This window comes from Enterobacter sp. NFIX58, assembly GCF_900110475.1.
Taxonomy (GTDB): domain Bacteria; phylum Pseudomonadota; class Gammaproteobacteria; order Enterobacterales; family Enterobacteriaceae; genus Enterobacter; species Enterobacter quasiroggenkampii.
Window position 1 is genome coordinate 14,354 of the sequence record NZ_FODW01000010.1, and the last position, 21,706, is coordinate 36,059.

The following is a 21,706-nucleotide window of genomic DNA, read 5'->3' on the forward strand; positions in this document are numbered from 1 at the left end:
CTTCCATAGTTAATCAGCTAAAGAAATGAATATACGTTCACTGTCATATATATTTATTATCCTTTTAGTTTTATCTTTATTCCAGTGACAACGACCTGCAAAAATAATTGCAGCCCCTTCGAGACTTTCAGAATCTGAAATATTAAATTTTTCGATTATTACATCACGCAGATCGCCTAAGGGTATTCCAACATCCCTGCATTCAGCAGGATTAAGCCATTCAATATCATTGCTCGAGTTATATAGCGTCCCCCAGTAAAACCTGAGTGCATTTTTAGTCATGGGTTCAGCATCAGGAAATTTCACAAATAAATTTTTGGCTTTATACTTGAAGTCGCCGAACGGGATGATCGTATCAGACGTCGCCAGTCCTGTCCCCCGGATTAAGCTGTGCAGTATTTTTTGAAGTGAAACTGTCGGAACTCGCTTTTGTTCTGACTTTATGGTGTGGACTTTATTGTGCCCCGTCCCGGTTATCTCCGTTTTCCCGCTTAAACCAGACGGTTCGCTGCCTGCTGAAGAAGCACTGTCAAAATTGAAGCTTATTTTAATTGTATCTGACTCTGCGATTATCTGCTGAACTTCAGAAGCATTTCTGACTTCCCTTTGTCGTTGCGGTGAGAGTGTATTTTCTCTGCAGGTGCAGTACCGGGACCCAAAACAGGCCTGTTTACCATCAACACTTTTTTTTCTGTAGAATGCCTGTTCACGGCAACCAGGGCATACCAGTGAATGCCTTAATTTCTCTATTTCTTTCTCAGGTAATTTTTGGAAATCGATAACCGAGTAGCACTTATCGACACCACCAAAAGTACAAATACTATTAAACATAGTAAAGTCACCTCCTGTTATTTTGTAATTTAAAAGATAATTAAAATCCCCTCAATATAACACATTACTTTTTCTCTCTTACCTGTTGTGCCCTTCTCAGCGCATAGCCCAGGCGTAATGTTTTTCCGCATAGTTGTACAGCCGGTAAGAGTTCTGTTCGTCGCCACCAATAAAAATACCGTTATCCATAATCCCCTCGGCCAGCCGCTGTGTGTACCGGTGCGCAGCCTCATCCAGCTCTGCCCGGCTTCCCCATGCCCCCTGTTGCTTACGCCAGTTCAGCCGCACGGTTTTCAGCAGGCGGCACATCTGCTGGCAGATGAAATAGCAGGCGACGACGTTGCGCGCATCACCCACAAAGACCACGTCGCTGTCCGGCCGCATCATTTCGTTCCACAGGTAGATATCGTGGCAGCCCAGCATCATGGCCACCCGCTTTGCGACAAAACCGCCGTACCAGTAATACGCGGTGCGGGGAATGTTCAGCCGGCGGCTCTCGGCAACATTCCCGGTATGGAATGACAGCAGGCCAGATTCCGTCAGTTCCCGGACCAGCCCCTCCAGCACCCTGTGCCAGGCACAGGTTTCACTGCGCTCAGACAGTGCTGAAAAGTACCGGCTGACAATACCGGCAATCTGCTGTTCCGGCACGGCGTCACCCTTCTCCGTCTGAAGGGACAGTTTCCGGCACAACTCCTCGCGCTCCACCAGGGCATTCAGCATGGCATCAGTTGTCACGTTCTGTGCGGTGGCCAGTGTCGCGACACGTTCACGCAGGTCGTCAGAGAGGAAGACGCCCGCCCCGGCGGCCACTGCCGACGGTATCCTGACGCGGCGTGATACGGGCTTGTAGATTTCGCCGGTCTCTGGCCTGATTTTCAGGCCTGCCTTAAGCCAGCGGCTCAGCTCCTGGGGAAGGATATCCGGGTTGTCCTTCAGAAAACGCGCCCGGTTTCCCCGGGTCGTTCCGTACACGCTGTCAATGTAGTCGGTCAGCAGCATATCGATATCCACAGAAGTGTTTATAAACATAATCGTTTATATCAAAGGCATACCGGACTGGCGAGCAGTGCGCAGCCGGTCCACTGAATGGCGCGAAGCGACATAGAGGCGCCAGCTGATGGTGAATATGGCACTGTGAGTGAGTGGCGCCGTAGCCCGGCGCAGCCGGTTACATTGTTGATAGGTTCCACCAATCCATCCCTTCACCCTGCCAGACCAAAACCCGCTAAAAGCGATACAGAAGCTTGTGTGCGCTGTCGGAGTGGTCACGACAAGGCGAAGCCGCAGTCGGGGCGTATCTCCGCGTTAGCGGGCCGTGAGGGCCGCTTACGGGCGTGTTACTCGATACTTCCAGCGATACTACTTACAGCGACTCGATACCATAGTTACAACATCCATCATTAAAAGCGGTGCAGTTCCGGGCCTTGGGCCCGGGGCAGCCTCGCTTTTCAGTGGTGGGGAGGGCTGTGAGGTTTCAGACGGGCGCTGTGGGCGCCTTTGGAAAATCATTTCGTATGTTGTAACTATCAGGATGTTTGAGGGGCCCGTCGCGTAGCGATGGGAGCTACTTCAGGTAGTTGCCGAACCGGCGCGGACGTAGTCCGCTGCAAGGGCGGGCATTCTCAGGAGCCTGTCCACAGGTCAGGCGACGAACAGGTTATATATTTATATGAATGAAATAAAAGATATTTAAAAGAAGTACAGAGCAGGTTTTTAAAGGAAACCACGCACTTTGAAATCAGATCGCCTGGCGCTCTGTAAGCATAACGGTTGTAACCTTATGGAAAGGTCCCTTGCAGTTATTTGTGGATAACTGAATTCAGCGACCGAAAGTGACACCAGCGATGAGATTTATGGCCATTCGGATGGCGAGAGGACGTGGGATTCGCTGAGCAGCTTTACCATTTAGCGCAGAAAATAAGCGGCGGCAGACAACAGACGTGCGAAATCCTCCGGCGCCAGCCAGATTTTTCAGTCAGGTAGGGTTATATGGGGACGGTGGCCAGCCGCGTGTAGTTGTTACCCCGCGACATCATCATGCGCTCTTTCACGCGCCGATCCAGCTCCCGTTTCAGTGCTTCATGACCGCCGGTAAAGCGCCCGCTGGCGTATTCCCGCGTCAGCTGCTGTTTCACCAGGGTCACAATGTCCTGACGGGTTCTGGTTGCGTCACGTCGGGCTCGAGCACGTTTCAGGCCATGTTGCTTACGTTCGGACTGGTAGCTGCGGAACCGTTCGCGCACAAACCGCCAGGACTTCGCTATCAGATCGTTCATCTCCAGCGGCTTCAGGTTCTGCTTTTTGCGCTGCTGATTTTCCCATTCAACGCGGCTGCGGCGTGCAGCCACAACAGCCACGTCAGAGACATCGAGCGCCGAGAACAGTGCCGGCGTGAAGGTGATATCTGTCGGTATATTGCAGCCTATCTGCGGGTCATACTCGGTCTGGTAGGTAATCAACCCCAGCTCCGCCATGAACTTCAGCGCCCGTGTGGCGCGGGTGATGGACAGATTGCCGTTTTTTGACTCCGTGGCCAGACCGCACTCGATGGCCAGATTGGTGATGGAGCGCTGGACGCGGTTAGCCAGCGGATCATAGTGGAAACAGAGCCCCTGAAGCAGCGCATCGATGGCTCGACGGCGCAACAATGGCGGCATGCGATGACGCTTACCCAGCGAGCGTACGAACGCCACATGGACGGAAAAGTCAAAACGGGACGTGAAGCCCTCGGCTTTCGCCATCAGCTTCCGGCAGAACGGCAGGGTCTTTTTCCCCTCTCGCGGCGTGAATTCCGGATTCGGGTTTTTAACCTGACGGTAATGGGAGAACAGGGTCTGAGCGTCAGTCACGCCTTCCCGCACTTATGTTGCACGGAAGGAGTAAATGGCACAGAAACGGGTATTGCAGTTTTCTGAGCATAAAACTATACTCCCTGCATAGAGCAACAGCTTCTATACAGTTTAAGTAGGCCCCGTTAATCTTCTTCGCGTCGCCAAACAAGTCGAAGATTATCGGGGTTTTTGCTTTTCTGGTCCCGGGTTGATACCTCAGCAGAACCAGTTCCCTGCCACCTTGTGGTGTGGCCAACCAAATAATTCTGTCAAACGATCAGTAATCTAGCACTACGTATCCTAGCAAGCAAGAATGTCAGCCCATAACGCCAGTTCACTCGGCTTTATCAATTAAACGACTAAACAGTTCTGCTTGGCTGAGGCCACTCTCAGCACACATTTCCTGAAATTTACTCTTGAGCTCATTGGGCACAAGGATCTTGATTTCTTTGTGCGTTTCACGCTTACGGGCAACAAAACTTTGTTGCCGCTCTGAAGCGCTCAGCGGGTGACCTTTACGGTACGTTCGTTTTCCATTCGATGAGGAAGTAACTGCATTTTCGGCTTGTGACATCTCTGCCTCCTCAAGGATCAAACTTGGATCGTTTGCAGAGAATACTACAGATATCTGAAATCAGCGACTTAACTTTACGCGTAAGTGTGAGCCATGTTGGCGCATGGTTCACCAGGATAGATGTAGATTGCGGATCAAATGACGATGCGACTTAGTATGAAGAATGCCACTCAGTTCCCCCGTCCCAGCGCGACTGCCAGTGCTGAAGGTAGGTTTGTGCCACTTCCGGCACCTCATTAATAACCAGCACATTCTCGCTATTCCTCGATGCAGCAGAGCGAGTGTAGTTAAAGCTACCAGCTTCAACTGTATGATTATCAACAATAATGACTTTGTCATGCATGATGGAGTAGTGGTCGTTGGTACGCAGTGGAATACCGGCATTCACCACTACGTTCATCGCTGCCTGGCTGGTTTTGCTTCTGTTTCCCTTCTCATCAAGCACGATTTTCACATCCACACCACGGTGTTTTGCTCTGACTAGTGCACTAACCACCTCCGGAGACGTAAATGAGTAGCCCATCAGCCGAATGTCGTGCTGTGCTGACTCAATAGTCTTAAGGACCAGCTGCAACGCGCTGCCTTCAGGTGAAAAACCGACCTGAACGGAGGGAGCAGCAACTGCGGGCTGAATACAGCTCAGCGAAAGGCAAACCAGACCGGACACGGCCAGCTGGCGAAAGGTGAACTTACGCATTAAATAACCTCAGAAATACTGTTCGGATGTGTTAACCAGAAACGCCGGAGACGGGGAAAACCTGCTTTTACCCTTCTCCGGGGTTGGACAACTGAGCACGGCGAAGGCGTCAGTATCTTTTAGCGGTATCAGGTGGCGGACGCCTGATTATTTTTTTGTATCGCCGGCTGCATGACGGATGGCCTGCTGCAGTACCTCCGCACTGGTGTATCCCGGGATAACGGTCACGTTATCAGCGCTGGCGCCGGTTGACGGGAGAACCACCAGGGCTGGCGTACCGCTGAAGCCCAGCTGCTGCGCGAGCGTGTTTATGCCATCCAGGGTTCCCTGAACGTCAGGGGCTGTCTTCGCATCGAACTTCACGGCTTTTGCGGCCGCGCTGATATCACCATCGGTCAGTTTGCCCTCGTTGTGACCGGTGGCGTAAATCGCATTGTGATAGTTAAGGTAGGCGTCGGCCCCCTTCTGCTTCCAGACCTGCAGTCCGGTTTTCGCCGCACTGAGCGATGCCGGCCAGCGCTGGCCAAATATCGGGAATTCCTTGAACACAAAGCGCACGTCCGGGCTGGCTTTTATCACCTTCTCCAGCTCCGGCGCGAGGCGGGCACAGTAAATGCACTGGTAATCAAAAAACTCGACGACCGTTACTTTTGCATCGGCCGGCCCATATGACGGCGTGCCTTTATCGTTGAGCAGCGCAGCCTGATTCTGAATCACGGCGGCCGTCATCGCCTGCTGCTGCTTCTTCTGCTGTTGGGCCTGCAGTTTCTGGCTGACCTCAACCAGCACCTCCGGATGGGCCAGCAGGTAGTCCTTCGCGATTTCACCAATGCGGGCTTCCTGCTCCGGGGTAAAGACTACGGCAGGTTTCTCTGCCGCCCCCGCCACGCCGGAGACCAGAAGGCCTGCGGCAAGCATGACTGAAAGGGTCTTATTCATGTTCATCCTGTGTTTTTCTCTTCTCTGTTGTTATCAGTTCGTATCGTGTGCGGGCGCGGATGCTTCCCTGGTCGCCCTTCGCTGTTGTTTAGCCTGCTCCTGAGCCCTGCGCTCCACGGCATACGCCGCCTCCTCCGAACTCACCGGTGCGACCGGTTCACCGGCAAGGTTTTTACGCCACGCGCCCACCGTCATGGCGCCCAGATACGCATCCGAGCGGGTGACGGCAGCAAGGCAACGCTTCAGCGTCTTCACGGAAACATCCAGCCCGCGCTGGCGAATGTCACTGACCATCGCCTCCCGGATATTGACCGCCAGGAGCTGCGGCTGGCCGTCCGCAACGAGGGCCGGCCAGCAACGCGCCAGGAGCGCGAGCGCGTCCGCAAGCGGCATGACCTTCCGGTACACCGGTTCCGGGGCAGGCTTGCACCTGGCCGCCCGCATGGCCTCCCGCTCCTGTGCCTGTCGCTCAGCCCACTGCCGGGCTTTCTCTGCCTTTCTGGCGGCCTTCTCATCCGCCTGCGCCTTTTTCGCGCTCTCATCCACCGCCTGCTTCCTGACCTTCCAGGCAGGCGTCGTGTTCACCACCACGGTCTTTTTACGCGTGACCCGGCCCGGCCCCGCACCGTCCGGTTCACTGTTGTTAACGGCACGCTGACCTTCTGGCTCCGCTTTGCGGCGCAGCGTCAGCGTGGGGCGCCCCTGCTCTTTCATCCTGCCTCCGGATAAATCTGTTTCACGTGTACTCCCCTGAGTGACCTTATTCTGACACGGCAGATATCACATCACCATCAGTCCGATGACGGCCAGGTGCACCGCGTAGAACAGCGGGAAAAATTCGCGTGGCCAGAAACGCGGCACGCGGCAACAGGTCCGGCTCAGTACCGTCAGGGTTATGCCGGGTATTACCAGACCCGCGATGGCAAAGGCAGCGCTGTCCGCGGCATTCAGCGCGAGTACGGCCAGCGCCAGACACAGCGCCAGCCCCGTGCGCGTGGTGCGACGGCCCGTCATACAGACGCCGCAGGCCAGCATCAGCATGACTACTCCCGCCAGACCGTAACTTCCCGCCGAAAACGGCAGCCAGGCCAGAACCAGCATCAGGGACAGCGGCCACGCGCGCGGCCCGTGCTGCTGCATCAGCGCCAGCGCCTGTCCGCTGACCGCAAAGGCAAACAGGATATTGCCCAGGTCCGGGCGCAGCCCGGCCAGTATCCAGCCGCCCTGCGCCACCCCGGCCCATATCCAGAGCCGGTTCAGGGCGCGCTGCTGAATCTGCGGATGGCGGGCGAGGTTCATGGCCCAGACCAGGCCAAAGAGCGGAAACGCTCCCCGACCGGCAAGACGCAGCCAGTCATTATCCAGTCCGCACAGCATGCTGATGTGGTCGGCAACCATCAGGAGCAGCGCCACGGTTTTGATAAGGTCGGTCTGGCCCGGCGTCCACACAAGCAGACGCTGCAGCCAGCAGTCGGCCACTACCACAAGGGGGAACAGCGGATGGTTTTCAGCGCGCATATCAGTCGCCTCCCAGGGTCTTTTCACGTTCAAGGTCGCGCACCGTTTCGCGCTCCATCTGCTGCAGGCGGTCCCGCTGCACGTTCTCGCGCACCACCTGAGACACAGCCTCATCACGGCGGCGTTCTTCCGGCGCGTCCGGCAGCGTGAGGGGAGATACCGGCGTTTCTTTCACCCGCTCCATATCCCGCACCACATCCTGGACGGCGACGTCAGCGCCCCCGGACGGCCGGTCGCCGCTGCGGGCCATATCGCGGACCGCCTCTTCAGCCCGCTTTTCAAACTCTTTCTGCTGCTGTGCTTCCTGCGCCTGCTGCGCCAGCAACTCCGGCGGAACCGTTTCTGCGGGCTGCGTACCGGTGCCGTCGGGCAGGCTGTCGGCCCAGATGCGTCCGCCGGTAATGGTGCCGGGATTCCACGGTCGCGCCTCACCCTCGAGCCGCACCACCACGCCGCTCTGCGGATTCTCCCGCGCCAGCCGCACGCCCTCTTCCATATCCCGCGCCAGCAGCGACTCGCCGTTACGGCTGACCTGCAGGCCCGCAAACGCTGCGTCCCCGCTGCCCATCACGCGACCTTCGCCGCCGAGCCCCTTCAGCTGCCCGTCTCCGGAGGTCAGGGGGCTCAGCCAGACGCCCGCCTGCCTGCCGTTGCGATCAAAAGCGGGCAGCGCCACGTGCGGCTGCGGATATTTACGCCCCGGCGAGATAAATTTCGCCATCGAGCCCTCGGGCTGCAGCCCGGCCTGGCGCAGGGCGGCGCGGCCGGCCGGCACCTCACCCAGCGCTTTTGCCGTCGCCGTCAGGCGGGCGGCATTCGCGACTGCGCGGTCGCCGCGCGGTTCGAGAATGTCATGCGCCGTACTTTTCGCCTGCGATTTTTCCATCGCGGCCACCCACTTATCCCGGTTGTCGGTATAAACCTGCGCGTGCTGCTTCATGCGGCTCAGCGCCACGTAGGCCGATTCGAAGCTCACCATCCGCTTACGTCCGCCATCCGCGCCCTGCAGGGAGATGGAGAAGGGTTCGCTCGCCCCCTGTGAGCCTTCAACGGTCACGGCATAGGCCAGGTCGATGTGCTGCTCTGCCTGCTCCGCTGACGGCGTGAGCGTACGGGTCTGTTTCCCGTCCGACAGCGTGACGCTGTCACCTTTTATCTCACTGACCGTCCAGACGCTGTTGGCCACGAAGCCCCGCTCGTTGTCGCTTTTCGAAAAGCGCATCCGGTCGCCTTCCGACACGGTGATGGTGTCCTGACGGTAGAGCGTGACGCCCTCTGTCGCAGCCTGCGCGGGCGACAGGCTGCGGGTGTTGCCCTGCGCATCCTTCAGCGTCACCATGTGCGCGTCCCCGTCCAGCGACTCAATCCTGTAATAAGTACTGTCCAGCAGGACCCGGCTGTCACGGGATGCCTCCCACGTTGCCATGCGCCGCAGCTCTCCGTCGCGGATATTGGCAGGCGTAAGGACCGGCAGCGTGACCTCTTTTTCACCCACCTCGCCGGCATCCTGACGGGCGTCATGAATCATGGCGTTCACCTGGCGGCGGTCGGCGTTCAGGGCGGTGATAACGATGGTCTGCGACTGAGCCTCTGGCGTGCGCCCCATATAGTCCTTCACGATGGCCTCCAGCAGCGTCGCGGGCTGCCCGCCGGGCATCAGGTCGCCGGCCGCCACGGCTTTCGCGATGGCCTCCTCCCGCTCGCGGCTGAACTCCATGACGGAGCTGTCCGGCCGCCAGGCATCCGCCCTGCGCGGCACCTGTGCCGGCGCCACGCGCTCAATGGTCGTCAGGGCGCTGCCGATATCGCGGTTAATCAGGCTGTAGACGGCAGGTTTTAGTTCCGGCGTCTGGCGGACAATCTCCTGCATTACCGCCACGTCAATGGCGCTGCGCTTCTGCAGCAGGCGGAAGGGCTGGCCCGGGGCAATAGACTGCAGCTGGTCGGTATCCCCGCTGGAGACCGCGCGCCCCCCGCCCCCGGCAATCAGGCTGTACGCCTTCGCCATGTCGGCGTTACCGACCATTGAGCTTTCATCCACGAGAAACAGCACGTTGCTGAAGTCCGGCCGCTCGCCGCCGCGCAGCTGCTGCTGCGTGTCGTGAATAAAGGCCGCCAGCGTCTGCGTTTCGGGCACGCCCGCATCGCGCATCTCGCTCACAGCCCTGTGGGTGGGGGCCACGCCGATAACGCGCGGCTGCTCCCGTTCCGGCAGCGTGCCGATGGCCGACATGACCGCCTTAAACTGGGTGGTCTTACCCACCCCGGCGTAACCCTGCACCAGGGTAAAGCGGTCGGGGGATTCCAGTATCATGCGCGTGGCGTTCCGCTGCCCGTCGGTCAGCCCCGCCAGCTGCGCGTCCGGAACCTTATCCATCAGCGGGGTGACGGCCTCCTTTCCCTCCAGAACGTGGCGGAGGATACTTTTCTCAGCATTGTACGACTGGCGTGAGACCAGCAGCTGCAGGCCGTTTCCCGGCGATACAGGCACCGACAGCAGGGCGCCGCTGCGTATCTGCCGGTCCGCCTCCTTTTCGATGGCCTGCAGGCTGAGGCTGTCCTGCTCAAACTCTTTCGCGGCGGCCATCAGCTGCGGCTTCGTGAACGCCAGGCCGTTACCCTCCAGCACCGGAATGGCCAGATGGATAGCCTGCTGCTCCGGCGTGTGCAGCCCGGCTTTCTGGTGCGCCAGAGCATCATCGAGCCTGTCATGCCCCGCCGCATCCTTAATCTGTTCAGACACGACGCTCCAGGCAGACTGACGCGACAGCTTCTCCGTCGTTTTCTGCGCCGTCTGCGCGGAATAGAGCTGCACCGCCCGGCCGCTGAGCGCCAGTTTGTTCAGCGTGGTGTTATCCAGCTCGCGCTGCGACAGCGAGGCAAAGACCGTGGCGCTGTCGCTCACCGAGCGGCCCGGCGACTCCACCCAGCCCTGACCCACCTTCGCGGCGGTAAACGGACTGTCGCCGGCAGGCAGGACCACGTCAGCCTTACGCCCGGGCAGGCTGACGACGAGCCCAGCCTCCCCGAGGGCCTTAACGGTCACCGTATCGCCCCCCTTCAGCCGAGTCCCCTGCGCCTGACCCAGCACCGCCAGACGGTCGCCTTCGGCCACCTGCAGCGTGCCGGTGCGGTAGAGGGACCAGCTGCTGTTGAGTTCAGACAGGCGGGTCACCCGCGTCTCCCCCTGCGCGTTGCGCAGCGTCAGGCTGTTGTTGCGGCCCGTCACGCGGTCAATGACAAAGCGCTCCCGGCTGCGCTCCTCTGCATTCCAGCGCTCCATGACCATGCCCTCCCGGTAGTGGTCGCGCACCTGCTGATGGCGGCTGTCGAGCCAGACCGGCTCCAGCGTGGTGATGCTGACCTCCCGCTCGCCCAGCACCTTTTCCGCCTTCAGCGCCTCGCGGACAGCACCTGCGAGCACCGCCTGCTCGCGCGGACCGGAGACCTGCGCCACGCTGTGCTCGCCTGCGCGGACGCTTCGGGCAAAGTCAGCGGCCAGGCGGTCATACCGCTGCCGCCGGTCAGGCTCGCTGATAACCGAGACCCGCGTCTTCTCACCGCCCTGCCACGCGAACGTGCTCACCCCCGCCTCCTTCATGACGGTCAGGGCGCTGCCGGTTCCGGTGCGCTGGCCGCTGTCGGCAATCAGCAGCTGGACGTTATGGCGCAGCGCACCGTCGAGCAGCGTGAGCGTTTCTTTCAGGGTCAGCTTCTCCCCCTGATCAACAATCAGCGTGCTGCCGGGCGTAAAGGTCATCCCCTCCGTCAGCCCCCGCCTGTCGGTGATATGCTCGCCGCTGAGTCGTTCATCCTGCATCAGGGCGCTGCGTGAGCGCCTGTCGGCGGCGATAATCTGCACGTCACGCCCCTGTTCGCGCGCCATCATCGTCAGTTCCGCCACCCGCTCACGCTGGCCGGCCGCCCCGCCCTGACCCGAAATGATGGCCACCGGCGGACGGTCCTGAGCCAGAACGCTGACGGCATCGCTGTATGACCGGCTGCGGGGCACGCTTTTATCCGGAAAAATGTCGGCCTGCCCCGTCCGCTGTAAATCGCGGGTCATCGCCGACACCGACAGCTCATCCAGCACGTGGATGTTCGAGGTAAACAGCCCCTTCTCTTTATCCAGCGGGATGAGCTGCTCATTTTTTATCGCCGCATCAATGCCGTCACGCGCCATCTCCACCATGCCCGACCGCGCGGGCAGCTGCCCGAGGGTGGTGGCCAGCAGTTCGGAATACGTGAACCGCGCCCGCCGGTCACTCAGCATCGCAATGGACTGTCCGACGCTGCTGTTAATATCAATGGCTTCAGGCGTCGTGACGGGAATATTACCCTGCATAACCCGCTGGTCCGCCGCCTCGCGGTAGGCCTGGATGTCGAATCCCGTCGCTTTCAGGGTCTGCATCCACTCGGCCATGCGCTGTTCGGGGTCAACCTTCTGCTTCGACTGGCGGGTATCGAGCGCCGCCACGTCGCGGGACTTCAGGGACGCGTCATCCCCGACCGCCTCGCTGATGGTCCTGCTGCGGCTGGAATACGGCTCCGTCGGTACGCCCTTCAGCTCCCACATGCCGTGTTTGCCGACCGTCTCAGTCTCATAGCCCATCGCCGCGACGTCATCCTTCAGCGCGGCACGGTACAGGCGGCCAAAGGCAATCTGGTTCGCGTAGATATTCTCAATAAACCCGGTTTTACCCACTTTGTCGCTGCTGAGCGTGCGCCACTCATCGCCATGCTGAGTGGCATTGGCCACCACGGCGTGGGTGTGCAGCTGCGGCTCCTGGTCGCGGCTGGTATCGTGGTTAAACAGCGCCATCACCAGGTTGCCGGTCAGCTGCGTCTCGCTCCTGCCCTCCGTCATAACCCGCGTGGAGGCCATCGCCTCTATCTGCTTAATGGCGGTCTCCACCGCGCGGTTGTGGGCCTCGATAAGGCGCTTGTCGCCACCGAGCATGGCCATCACGGAGACACTTTTGGGCGCAGAGAAGGTGAAGTCGTAGCCCGGACGGTGTTTGTTCGCCCCGTCCTGGGTCCGGCTGAGGTCGCTGCCGTCCGGCAGGCGCCCCTCGAGAACCTTCGTAAAGACCTTCTGGTCCACCCCGCCGCTCAGTCCCAGCGCTTCAGCCCCTTTTCCGGCCCAGCGCTCGCCCATACTGCCAATAACGTAGTAGTTGTCCTTGTCGGTGTAATAATTGCCCGCGCTGCCGGCGGATTTGACCGATCCGATGCTCATCATCAGATATATCCTCCCGGTTCAAGATCCTTTTCTGGCGCACGGTGAACGTTGATGTTCACCTCTTCACGGCGCTGCCTCTCCTGAGGAGACTGTTCGTCCTGCTCCGCCTGCCACGCCTCCCATGCCGCCATATCCACCACCTCACCGCTTTCACTGATGCCGGGCGGCAGCTGCTCAGCCTCCTCAGCCTTTGTCTTCAGCTCAGGCTCCACGCCGCCTGTGCCTGCGGCACCCGCTGCGGATGCCGAAGCGGATGCGGTGTCTGCAGCGCGGAGCGCTGGCGCCAGCTGCTGTGGCTGCTGTGGCTGCTGTGGCTGCTGTGGCTGCTGTGGCTGCTGTGGCTGCTGTGGCTGCTGTGGCTGTCCAGCATTCTTCGCACTGCCCTCTGGGGCGATAACGTCTGCATCCGGTTCAAAGAGCATGGCGATGCTGCGGGATTCATGTTCACGTGCAGCCAGCGCGGCATTCAGGCGTTCTTCCGCTTTACCGTCGATGGTGCGTGGAATAAATTCCGGCGCCACCTTCGGACGCTGCTGATACTTCAGCGCCATCTTCACGGCAGGATAGGGGCCGGGAAGCGTGACGTAACAGGAGAGATCCGGCAGCGTCTGAACATCGGAGTAGCTCACCAGGGTGACGCGCTCCATGTCCTTCCCGACTGAGGTACCGTCGCGTACCGGGTCCACGCCGTAGGAATACTGCTCGGATGCCTTGAGGATTTCTTTTTCACCGATTTCACCGGCGGCGAACTCGGCGATATTGCGCGACGGCGAGCGGAAAAAGGCACGGGTGTTCAGCACGTCGAACAGCGTTTCCGCCGGTTTCTGCCCGTAAATATCTTCCAGCTGGGCGTAGGACTGGATGCCAATGACGTAGCAGCCACCGAACTTACGCGCCTCCGGCAGGATCTCAACCAGGTCCGGCAGCTTGTGCAGGGTCGGCAGCTCGTCGGCGAAGATCCACACGCGGCGGTTACGGTTTTCCCCCATCGCCAGCAGCCCGCGAATGGCGATGGACAGCCACATGGAGATAACCGGCTTGAGGGAAGCGTGGGTGTCGGCATTGGAAGAGATGAACAGCCAGCCGTTTTTACCATCTTCACGCACGCCGCGCATCCAGTCGCGTATGGTGAACGACTCGCCGTTATTTTCGATGCCCTGCAGGTAGCGGATGGCCTTGACGTAGTTGGTTAGCACGGCGCGGATGGAGATGGCCGTTTTCTCGATTTTCTCTTCCACCAGGTTCGCCGCCGGGGAGTTTTTCAGGTACGAGCGCAGCTTCTCAATCTTGATGGAAAGCAGCGTGTCGACCAGCTTGCTGTAGCTGCGGTCTTTGTCGTTGCGCATCAGATAAGCGGCTTCAGCAAAGATGGTACGCCCCGACCCCTGCCAGAAGGGGTCTTCCTTCGTGCCCATCGGAATCAGCGTGTTGGAAACGTTGTCGAAGTCAGGCTGCGTCAGGCACTCCCGCCACAGGTCCCATGCGGCGCAGCGCGCATCCAGCGGGTTTAGGATTTTATCCGTGGCCGGATCATAATAGCTTTTAACGAACTCACAGGAGCGGTCATACACGATGACCATATCGCCACGCTGGCGGGCGTAGTTCATCAGACGGCGGATAACTTCTGATTTACCGGCCCCGACGGTGCCGTGCAGACAGAAGTTCTGGATCTCCGAGTCCTTAATAAGCGGCAGCTCACCGATTTTGATGTCGGATGCGAGACCGTCGCGCCTGAGCATTTTCGCCACCGCTTTCGGGTCGTCAGTCAGCTGGCGCCCCCCCGTTATCTCGTCCTCACTCTGCTGTTTACCCTGATGGCCCAGAATCCAGGTGGTGACAAAGAAGGTAATAACGCACACCACGGCCGCGATGATGGCGGCAAGAATAAAGGCCGTCCAGACCTGGTCTGCGCACCACTGGATATATTTGTCCTGCAGTATTTGCTGCGCGTTGTACTTCAGCTCATGACCGTAATAACGGATGGTATAGACAGGCTGGGATTTGAAAATATCGCGCATGGGGGCCAGCGTTTGACACCAGTAATAAACCATGCCATTAACAAACGTCTGCCAGGTCAGTTTAATAGACAGGGTCAGAGCAACAATTACGCCGAAGAGAATAACGAGACAGTAAACGATAATATTGGCAATTTGACTGAACATACGGATGCGCATGCTCGCGATCTGACCCCCCTGGGTCATATCCTTAGCATTAAAACTCATATTATCCTCATTGAGGTTTAGAATACGTAGACCCGGTATTCAGGATGAACATTCAGAATGGCAAGTATAAGAAACAGCCCGAACATGCGGGCTTAATTATTAAAGAGGTGTTATAAACTCAATTGCAATGACGCCACCCTTTAGGGCTTGACCAGATTATGTTATTCACATTGGTTATATCGTTAACTACAAACCCATCACCACCGTGCCAAACCAACCGCAACTGTAGTTTATTTTTCTCTTTTTTTTCCACGTATGCCTTGTAGTATGCAACCCCTGGATATTGATAAGGTTTCGCCTCGTAATCCTCTCGACATATCAAATCGCCAACACTGGCATCAACTTCAGCATTCATCTCTATAGCTTTTCTCTTTTTTTCAGCATTCTCATTGGCCAAGTCAACTTCCTTATCCATATCAATCCGTCGCTGAACCCGCTCGCTAATATATCCAAGTCTCTCCGCCGAACTCAACCATTGCTGTTTCGCCTGAGAACTAGGTGGCTCTACTGTAGAGAAAACCCTAGATCCAAGCCCTATTTTAGTTAACGAGGTATCAGGGCTATAATTCACATGAAACAATGGCATTTTATTCACTACACACCATGTTCCTCCCTGTACCATTTCCCCTTGTTTAGCAACACAATATCTATCTATCGACTCTTCAATTGAGGCTACATAGCAACTTAGGTTTTTCCCGCCCAATTGATAGTTTAAGCCATCTGAATTTATGAATTTCCGCCCTTGAGACGAGAAAGTTGTGCCTATACAATTCGATTTTTCAAAAGTTTCACTTAAATAACTTGCCACATCCGAATATCCTTTCGGATCTATATACTCAACATCCCTGATACTGCTACACCCTGAGAGGGTAAAAAGAGCCAACAACGTTGCTACTTTCATTCCATTTTGTTGAACCATAACAACCTCCATAAAATCAGGTAATGAGTCAATTCTTTAATGGTAATGACTATCTACTCTTATGGAACTCCCATAAGCGTTACCAGAAGAGTCAACAACTCCGCACATCGGTAAACCAGTGGCAGGATTTGAACGCATAGGCTCAGAACAATCAGTATCGGACTGGCCTATGTATGCGCCATCAAAGGTAAACTGTTCCTTCAGTGACTTAGCTCCTACTATAACGCCACCAATTGTACATACTCTAAAAACCGTAAGACCGATAAAAATCAGCATTGAGATCAACGGTGAAAACAGAGCAGGAAAAGAGCACAATAGATATATCAAAGATGAAACATCCCTACTATCACCTTCTTTCCTTCTGGAAAGATGATGATTGATGTAAGTAAAGATTATCTGCCACAAAAACAATACGACCAGCATAAAGAACGTAGAGGCAGCATCCCAGCCTGAAAACCAGCATGCAATGTATTGGACAGACACCACCCACAGGACACGCATAACTTCTTTCATTTCCACCCCCTATTTATTTCTTCTGATTATTCTCCAACTCTCTTGCTTTTGCCAGAAGTTCTTCTGGGCTGTCCGCTCCTGGAATTGATTTTTGAGCAGACTTCTCATTATTATACATATTATCCTGTTTTTTATTTTGAGACCTGTGATTACTTTCCAGTACAGAATATTGATTATTAATTACTGTGGATGCATTCTGAATATCACTCTGTTTCCCTGAAATACTATTACGAGTTTGATCCAGCATTCCATCAACATTTCCCTTAACATTGTCTTTTATACCCGACTCGCTGGTCGCTTTCTCAACAGTTGCTTTATGTGTCGCAAAGTCCGACATTACATCCAGCCTACCACCGCCAGCAGAAATATTTGTCATCCCCTGACCCAACGTACTTTTTGCCTCAGAATAGGCATTATCAACCTCTGGTTGTACCTGCTCCTTAACAAATGACCAAGCCATTTCTCGCCGCTGCGCAGCTACTTCGGGTGAACTAGTGTTGGTAAGTATCATATCAGCATCCTGCGGGGAGTTTTTGCGTACATATTGTGCAAACTGCTGGTTAAGATCTTCATTAACTTGACCACTCATAGTTTCTGTTCGTGACGCCATTTCTGCATACTCATGGCTACGAGCTTGACTGGTTATATACTGGTCGTAACTTTGTTTTGCAGAATTCAGAGCTATGGAAAGTTGGTCAGCACGGGAAGTTGCATTATTATCAGTGTGGCTTCCAGACTCATTGAGTTTACGGCTGGTGAAATAATCACTTGCCTCTTTGAAGTCTTTGGTAGCTCTGGCATCCACATCGTGACGAGCATCTTGGCTGGATCGGGAGCTACTGGATGCCTGATGCGAATCAAGATCTTCACCATCAACACCGACCCTCGCACCAGCTTTAAAGTTGATACCGCCACCGGTTCCGAACGCCTTGATACCAATGCCTCCATTTGCGTAAACGTCACCATAAAGGCCAGTGGAAGCGCGAGTACTACGAGAAGCCAATTCTTGAGTCGCTTGCTCGTTACTAATGTTGTGTCCCTTCGCATAGCTTTCCACCGCGCTACGCATCCGGCTGGCCATCATAGAATCCTGAGCACTCATGGTACTGTCCGCACCATTAGTCATAGAATCACTGCTACCACGGTTTGAGCCAAACTGGCTGAGCGTATTCCATGCACTGCTTAAGCTACTACTATAACCATGCAACGCACTTTCCGATTGAGCCTGCGCTTCACGTGCCATTGCTTGTTGAGCGGACGCGATCTGACGTGAAAAGTTAATATTTAGCGGTGTTTTGCTAGCAGCCTGTGTGGAATCAGTCACCGTACTACCATCACGCATCTGTGTTGAGGTTGCCCCATTAGCCAGTTGCTGACTCATCTGACCAAACATCGTTGAGCTGTTAGTGTTCCAGTTAAAACCACTCACATTTTCTGTCTGCATATTGGCATAAGAATAGTTACCATCAACAGCACCAGAGGCAGCAGTGGCTGCAGGGCTGATAGCGGAAGAGGCCAGATGGCTGTAGAGATTTGAGAACCCCGCTCCCAGTCCCTTCAGCATTCCCCATGCAAGCGGTGGGATTAGCATGGACAGATAGCCTGCCGTGGTAGCGAGGTCTGAGTATTTTATCTGCACCTGTGACAACTCCGAGAGAACCACTGGTGAACCGTTGGCCTTCGCATAGAAGGTCATGCAGCTGTTGAGGATGGCGTAAAGCAGCGGCCAGCTCTGCACCCACATGATAGCCAGCACGTACCCCTTCAGCACGTTAAGGGTGACGGCGTTAAACATCCCGCCCAGCACCATCAGGGGGAATATTCCGATAGTCAGACCGACAATCAACGTCTGAGACATAGGAAGTGAGCGTAAAGCCACCTGGCCGACCGTCGCATGCGCCAGCCGCTGCTTCTCCATCGATGACGTAGTGGCGATATTCAGCAGGCTTGAGGTATCACCGTTGCGGGCGGCATAGCTCATGATGCCGTTTCGCAGCGCGTTCATCGTCACATTCTGACGGACAATCGACGCAGCGCTCTGACCGGCACCATAGAAATAGTTATAGCTATCCCCGATCATTTGGCTGAACAAAATGTCAGGATTCGGACGTCCGCCAAAAAGCTGACGCACGTAGTAACTCCATGTTTTTCCTCCGGTCTGAGTATCCAGGGCAAGCTTTGGCTTAATTACCGCAGCGGCTTCTTCACAGGTTAAAAACTGATTATTGTTGTTGAATATCCCTCTCAGCGGACTCGGCTTTGAGAAAATCAGCGTATACGGGTCTGCGCTGTTCATCAGCTCTTCCATGGTATATTTTCCATTCAGGAAAATATCGCCCATCACGCAGTTCTGCACATAGTCCGTGAATATCGTCGTTATCTCTGGGTTCTGTGATAAAAAGTCCGTACTGCGTGAAACCAGATTCGCCCCAAATATCATGCCGGTTTTGCTGTAGGTGATGCTGTCGGGCTGTGAAAAGACCATTTCATACCCCTGAACAAGGGCATATCCGATTTTGGTGGTCAGCGATGCAGGCAGTGCCAGCCCGACGGGCACGTTATCGACTTTATAGACCTTTGTCTGATTACTGATATCGATTATTTGTACGGAGGTGCGAACACTGACCAGCAGCGACATCAACACGATAACGCCTGCCCAGCCCAGCATATCCATGATGTTGTGCCGTCGTATCCACGAAATGGCCACAACCAGCACAGAGAAAGCCGTCGCAATACGCCGAATAACAACCCAGTTCTCCGTCGACATGAACGTGACGATGGCATTCAGCGTCTGCGTCAGCCAGTCGCCGCCCGCGATGACATAGATTTCCTGCATCAGCGCGCCCCCCCGAAATGATAGTTGTTCTGGTAGCGCTGCAGCATGCGTGCCGAGACCTGCTGGCGCATGTAGCTCATCTGGCGGTCAACAACCAGAAGCGCATCCTGCTGTACCTGCACCTGTGCCTGGAAGGAGGCTATCTGCCGCGTGGCTTCGTTAAGGTTATTATTGATGCTGTCGATAACCGCCTGGTCATAGTTTCCCGTTGCCACCATTGCACGGGCCTGCTGGACCAGCTCCTGGATGTACTGGAGCAGAATGTCGTAGCCGATGTAATCGGTTAGCTGATAAACGAGGCTGTTAGAAACCCCCAGCATCTGGGGATCAACCAGGTACTTGAAGACCGGGATGGTAGTACTTGTGATAAATCCCTTCTCTTTCTCGGTTAACTTAAGATCGGCAACGGCTTTATTCTGAATGCTGGAAAGGATGTCTTTTATCTGATTTTTCAGTGCATTTTTCTGGCTGATCGTGACATTAGCATCGGCAACCACCTTCAGACATTTATCGCTGTCATTACAGTGATACACCCGTGCAGTCCCCCCCTCCATCATGGCCCGAATAAGGTCGCGATCGGTCGTTCTTGCCGGAAGCGGGGTTATATTACCCTTCTCATCAAAGACCATTGTTCCGGTCAGGGTCATGATGAACTCCTTAAGCTCTTTATTCCCGTCAAACATGCGGTTCTTTCCGAGCGCGTTCCAGATGACATTGATATTCTTCGTTATGCGCTCTTTATCCTTATCACTGGCCTTATCACGGACCTTATCCATGCTTCCCCCCACCGTGCAGCCCTGGCGGGATGCCGCCCAGTCCGCAAACATGTTGCTCTCACCGGCAATGTCCTGGCAGACCTTCTGCTGGGAGACCTGAGTGCGCGGAAACAGACCGCCGACAATCCCCTGCGCCGCCTGACAGGAGCTGAGGTTCATGCTGTTAATGTCGCTGGCCATCTTCTGCAGGAAGTCCTTTGCGGTCTTGATTTCCGGTACGGTGGTCTGCAGCGCCAGATCGAAGAAGTAGCCCGCCGCGTTGGACATAATCTGCTTGGCGAAACGCTGCAGCTGATCGCTGTTAATAAAGCTGAAGGAGCCCAGATAGGCATCGATGCCGCCGCAGCCGGCGTTTATGTCGGGCAGCGTCATGGAGATAAGCTGGACGGTTTTCACCTGCGTGCGCGCGTAGAGTGAGCCGCCCGTGGCGTAGCCCGCGGCCTGCCCCTGCCAGACCTGTGGCTGGCTGGTGTTGGACGCAAAGCCCAGCTTATTAAAGAAGGTGTTCATATCACTGTTCACGTCGGCACTCACGCTCGCTGAACACGTAATAAGGATGCCACACAGCATGGAGAGAGGTTTACGGACGAACATCGGCACCCTCCCGGCTCGCCTGCGGGGCGAGTTTTCCCGTTTTTCGTTTTAGTATGAACATTTGCCCTTTCGTATAAAGCAAGTTCAGGACTGCATAAACGCCACCTGCAACGGCAAGCCCGCCGCTCAGCGCGATAAAGATCAGTGGAATGGCGTACATCAATACGTTCCACAAATCTTTCAGCTGCAGGTGACCGCTCTTGATCCAGTCGCCGACGCAGGCATGGAAAACGTATGTCATAAAGACGCGCGACAGCACGCCAGCAATGAGCAATATGCCCGCCCACTCAACATAAACGCCGAACCGTGCGTCATCTTTCCGTGCCCTGAGCGTGATTAACTCTGGCGTCGTAGCTCTCTGAAGCATCCCGGAAGTCATCATGTCGTGTTCCTTTGCATTGTTCTGATCAGCCATTGTTACCCACTCCGCGCATCTGAAGGACCGTATCCATGCGGGCCATAAAGCCCTGTTCGTCGGTCGCGCCCTGCAGCAGGGGCAGGGCTTCAAGGGTGTTTACGTTGACGAGAAAGGTGGTTGGCGTGGCCACGGGCAGGTTAGGGAAAAAGGTTTTCATCACCTCCGGCGGCGCGGGCAGCGCATCGGGAAAGGACGCATCCCCCTGACCGTCGATGGTGTAGGCCATCACCCCAAACCCCACCCGTGCCGACAGCGACTTCAGGACCGGATCAAACTGGTGGCAGTACGGGCAGTGTCCCTGCATAAACAGCACGACCTTCCAGTCGGCCAGATTGACCTGGCGCCCGTTGCTGAGGCGGTACCAGACCGGCTGCTTCGCCGGAAGTGGCTTAGCTTCAGGGTCTTCCGGGGATGTTGGCAGAGATCCCGACTCTCGCGCCCCCTGTGGATGCCATAACGATTTGATCTCGTCCATTGTGGAAGCCTGTGTGGCCAGACTGAGGGTCATGAGCGCCACGGTAAACACTGTATGTCTAAGGTTCATGTCGGCATCCTCCGGCATCACGGGCCTTTTCGGCCTCACGGGCAGCATCAATCCAGCGGTTGATAATGCGGTAGCCCCCCCAGAGCACCATCGATACGCCGATTATCTGCGCCAGAAGAATGGCCATCTCCGGCTCGCGCCGGACCAGGCGGGAAACAATGTGAAACCATATCCCGAGGCTCAGCACCCATAATCCGGGCACGTCGAACTCAGGCAGGCGAAAACGGAATTTGCGCATGCGAACTCTCC

18 protein-coding genes and 1 pseudogene are annotated in these 21,706 nt (G+C 56.1%); 1 reads left to right on the top strand and 18 read right to left on the bottom strand.

Annotated elements, in window-relative coordinates; all coding sequences use genetic code 11:
- Positions 1-9: 9 nt before the first annotated feature.
- From BMW97_RS22500 to tap, 4 genes are all read right to left on the bottom strand, one after another.
- On the bottom strand, positions 10-831 hold the full coding sequence (locus tag BMW97_RS22500; protein WP_090393156.1) for a hypothetical protein: 822 nt from the start codon (positions 829-831) through the stop codon (positions 10-12).
- A 96-nt stretch (positions 832-927) separates the two neighbouring features.
- Entirely contained in the window at positions 928-1,863 is a 936-nt protein-coding gene (locus BMW97_RS22505) for a hypothetical protein (RefSeq protein WP_254783064.1), read from the bottom strand.
- A gap of 956 nt (positions 1,864-2,819) precedes the next feature.
- Positions 2,820-3,695, bottom strand: a complete 876-nt coding sequence (gene repA / locus BMW97_RS22515) for an incFII family plasmid replication initiator RepA (RefSeq protein ID WP_090393161.1) — start codon at positions 3,693-3,695, stop codon at positions 2,820-2,822.
- Positions 3,676-3,753, bottom strand: coding sequence for a RepA leader peptide Tap (gene tap / locus BMW97_RS24455; RefSeq protein WP_090393246.1), 78 nt, complete (start codon positions 3,751-3,753; stop codon positions 3,676-3,678). Before tap ends, repA (BMW97_RS22515) begins: the two co-directional genes overlap by 20 nt.
- 58 nt (positions 3,754-3,811) lie before the next feature.
- Here tap and BMW97_RS24400 point away from each other — a divergent pair.
- Positions 3,812-3,954: pseudogene (locus BMW97_RS24400) on the top strand (replication protein RepA).
- Positions 3,955-3,999: 45 nt separating this feature from the next.
- Here BMW97_RS24400 and repA (BMW97_RS22530) read toward each other — a convergent pair.
- From repA (BMW97_RS22530) to traQ, 14 genes are all read right to left on the bottom strand, one after another.
- Positions 4,000-4,239 carry a replication regulatory protein RepA gene (repA, locus tag BMW97_RS22530; protein WP_048960020.1) on the bottom strand — a complete coding sequence of 80 codons (240 nt, stop codon included), beginning with the start codon at positions 4,237-4,239 and terminating at the stop codon, positions 4,000-4,002.
- A 151-nt stretch (positions 4,240-4,390) separates the two neighbouring features.
- A complete protein-coding gene (locus tag BMW97_RS22535; protein WP_090393163.1) occupies positions 4,391-4,936 on the bottom strand; it encodes a phospholipase D family nuclease in 546 nt (181 codons plus the stop codon).
- A 147-nt stretch (positions 4,937-5,083) separates the two neighbouring features.
- Positions 5,084-5,875: a DsbA family protein gene (locus BMW97_RS22540; RefSeq protein ID WP_090393165.1), complete on the bottom strand. Its 792-nt coding sequence runs from the start codon at positions 5,873-5,875 to the stop codon at positions 5,084-5,086.
- A 33-nt stretch (positions 5,876-5,908) separates the two neighbouring features.
- Entirely contained in the window at positions 5,909-6,589 is a 681-nt protein-coding gene (finO, locus tag BMW97_RS22545) for a fertility inhibition protein FinO (RefSeq protein WP_254783065.1), read from the bottom strand.
- Positions 6,590-6,655: 66 nt separating this feature from the next.
- A complete protein-coding gene (traX, locus tag BMW97_RS22550; protein ID WP_090393167.1) occupies positions 6,656-7,393 on the bottom strand; it encodes a type-F conjugative transfer system pilin acetylase TraX in 738 nt (245 codons plus the stop codon).
- 1 nt (position 7,394) lies between these two features.
- Positions 7,395-12,635 (bottom strand): conjugative transfer relaxase/helicase TraI, encoded by a 5,241-nt coding sequence (gene traI, locus BMW97_RS22555; protein WP_090393168.1) that lies wholly within the window; start codon positions 12,633-12,635, stop codon positions 7,395-7,397.
- Positions 12,635-14,857: a type IV conjugative transfer system coupling protein TraD gene (traD, locus tag BMW97_RS22560; RefSeq protein ID WP_090393170.1), complete on the bottom strand. Its 2,223-nt coding sequence runs from the start codon at positions 14,855-14,857 to the stop codon at positions 12,635-12,637. Before traD ends, traI begins: the two co-directional genes overlap by 1 nt.
- A gap of 118 nt (positions 14,858-14,975) precedes the next feature.
- Positions 14,976-15,776, bottom strand: a complete 801-nt coding sequence (locus BMW97_RS22565; RefSeq protein WP_254783066.1) for a hypothetical protein — start codon at positions 15,774-15,776, stop codon at positions 14,976-14,978.
- 36 nt (positions 15,777-15,812) lie between these two features.
- The gene (locus tag BMW97_RS22570) at positions 15,813-16,289 is read right to left on the bottom strand and encodes a hypothetical protein (RefSeq protein WP_090393172.1); all 477 of its coding nucleotides are present in this window, start codon (positions 16,287-16,289) and stop codon (positions 15,813-15,815) included.
- Positions 16,290-16,302: 13 nt separating this feature from the next.
- Positions 16,303-19,125, bottom strand: coding sequence for a conjugal transfer mating-pair stabilization protein TraG (gene traG / locus BMW97_RS22575; RefSeq protein ID WP_090393174.1), 2,823 nt, complete (start codon positions 19,123-19,125; stop codon positions 16,303-16,305).
- A complete protein-coding gene (gene traH, locus BMW97_RS22580; RefSeq protein WP_090393177.1) occupies positions 19,125-20,495 on the bottom strand; it encodes a conjugal transfer pilus assembly protein TraH in 1,371 nt (456 codons plus the stop codon). Before traH ends, traG begins: the two co-directional genes overlap by 1 nt.
- Positions 20,482-20,910 carry a conjugal transfer protein TrbF gene (locus tag BMW97_RS22585; protein WP_090393178.1) on the bottom strand — a complete coding sequence of 143 codons (429 nt, stop codon included), beginning with the start codon at positions 20,908-20,910 and terminating at the stop codon, positions 20,482-20,484. The genes traH and BMW97_RS22585 overlap by 14 nt, the downstream gene beginning before the upstream one ends.
- Positions 20,903-21,457, bottom strand: a complete 555-nt coding sequence (gene trbB, locus BMW97_RS22590) for a type-F conjugative transfer system pilin assembly thiol-disulfide isomerase TrbB (protein WP_090393181.1) — start codon at positions 21,455-21,457, stop codon at positions 20,903-20,905. Before trbB ends, BMW97_RS22585 begins: the two co-directional genes overlap by 8 nt.
- Positions 21,447-21,695, bottom strand: coding sequence for a type-F conjugative transfer system pilin chaperone TraQ (gene traQ / locus BMW97_RS22595; RefSeq protein WP_011901838.1), 249 nt, complete (start codon positions 21,693-21,695; stop codon positions 21,447-21,449). Before traQ ends, trbB begins: the two co-directional genes overlap by 11 nt.
- Positions 21,696-21,706 lie beyond the last annotated feature (11 nt).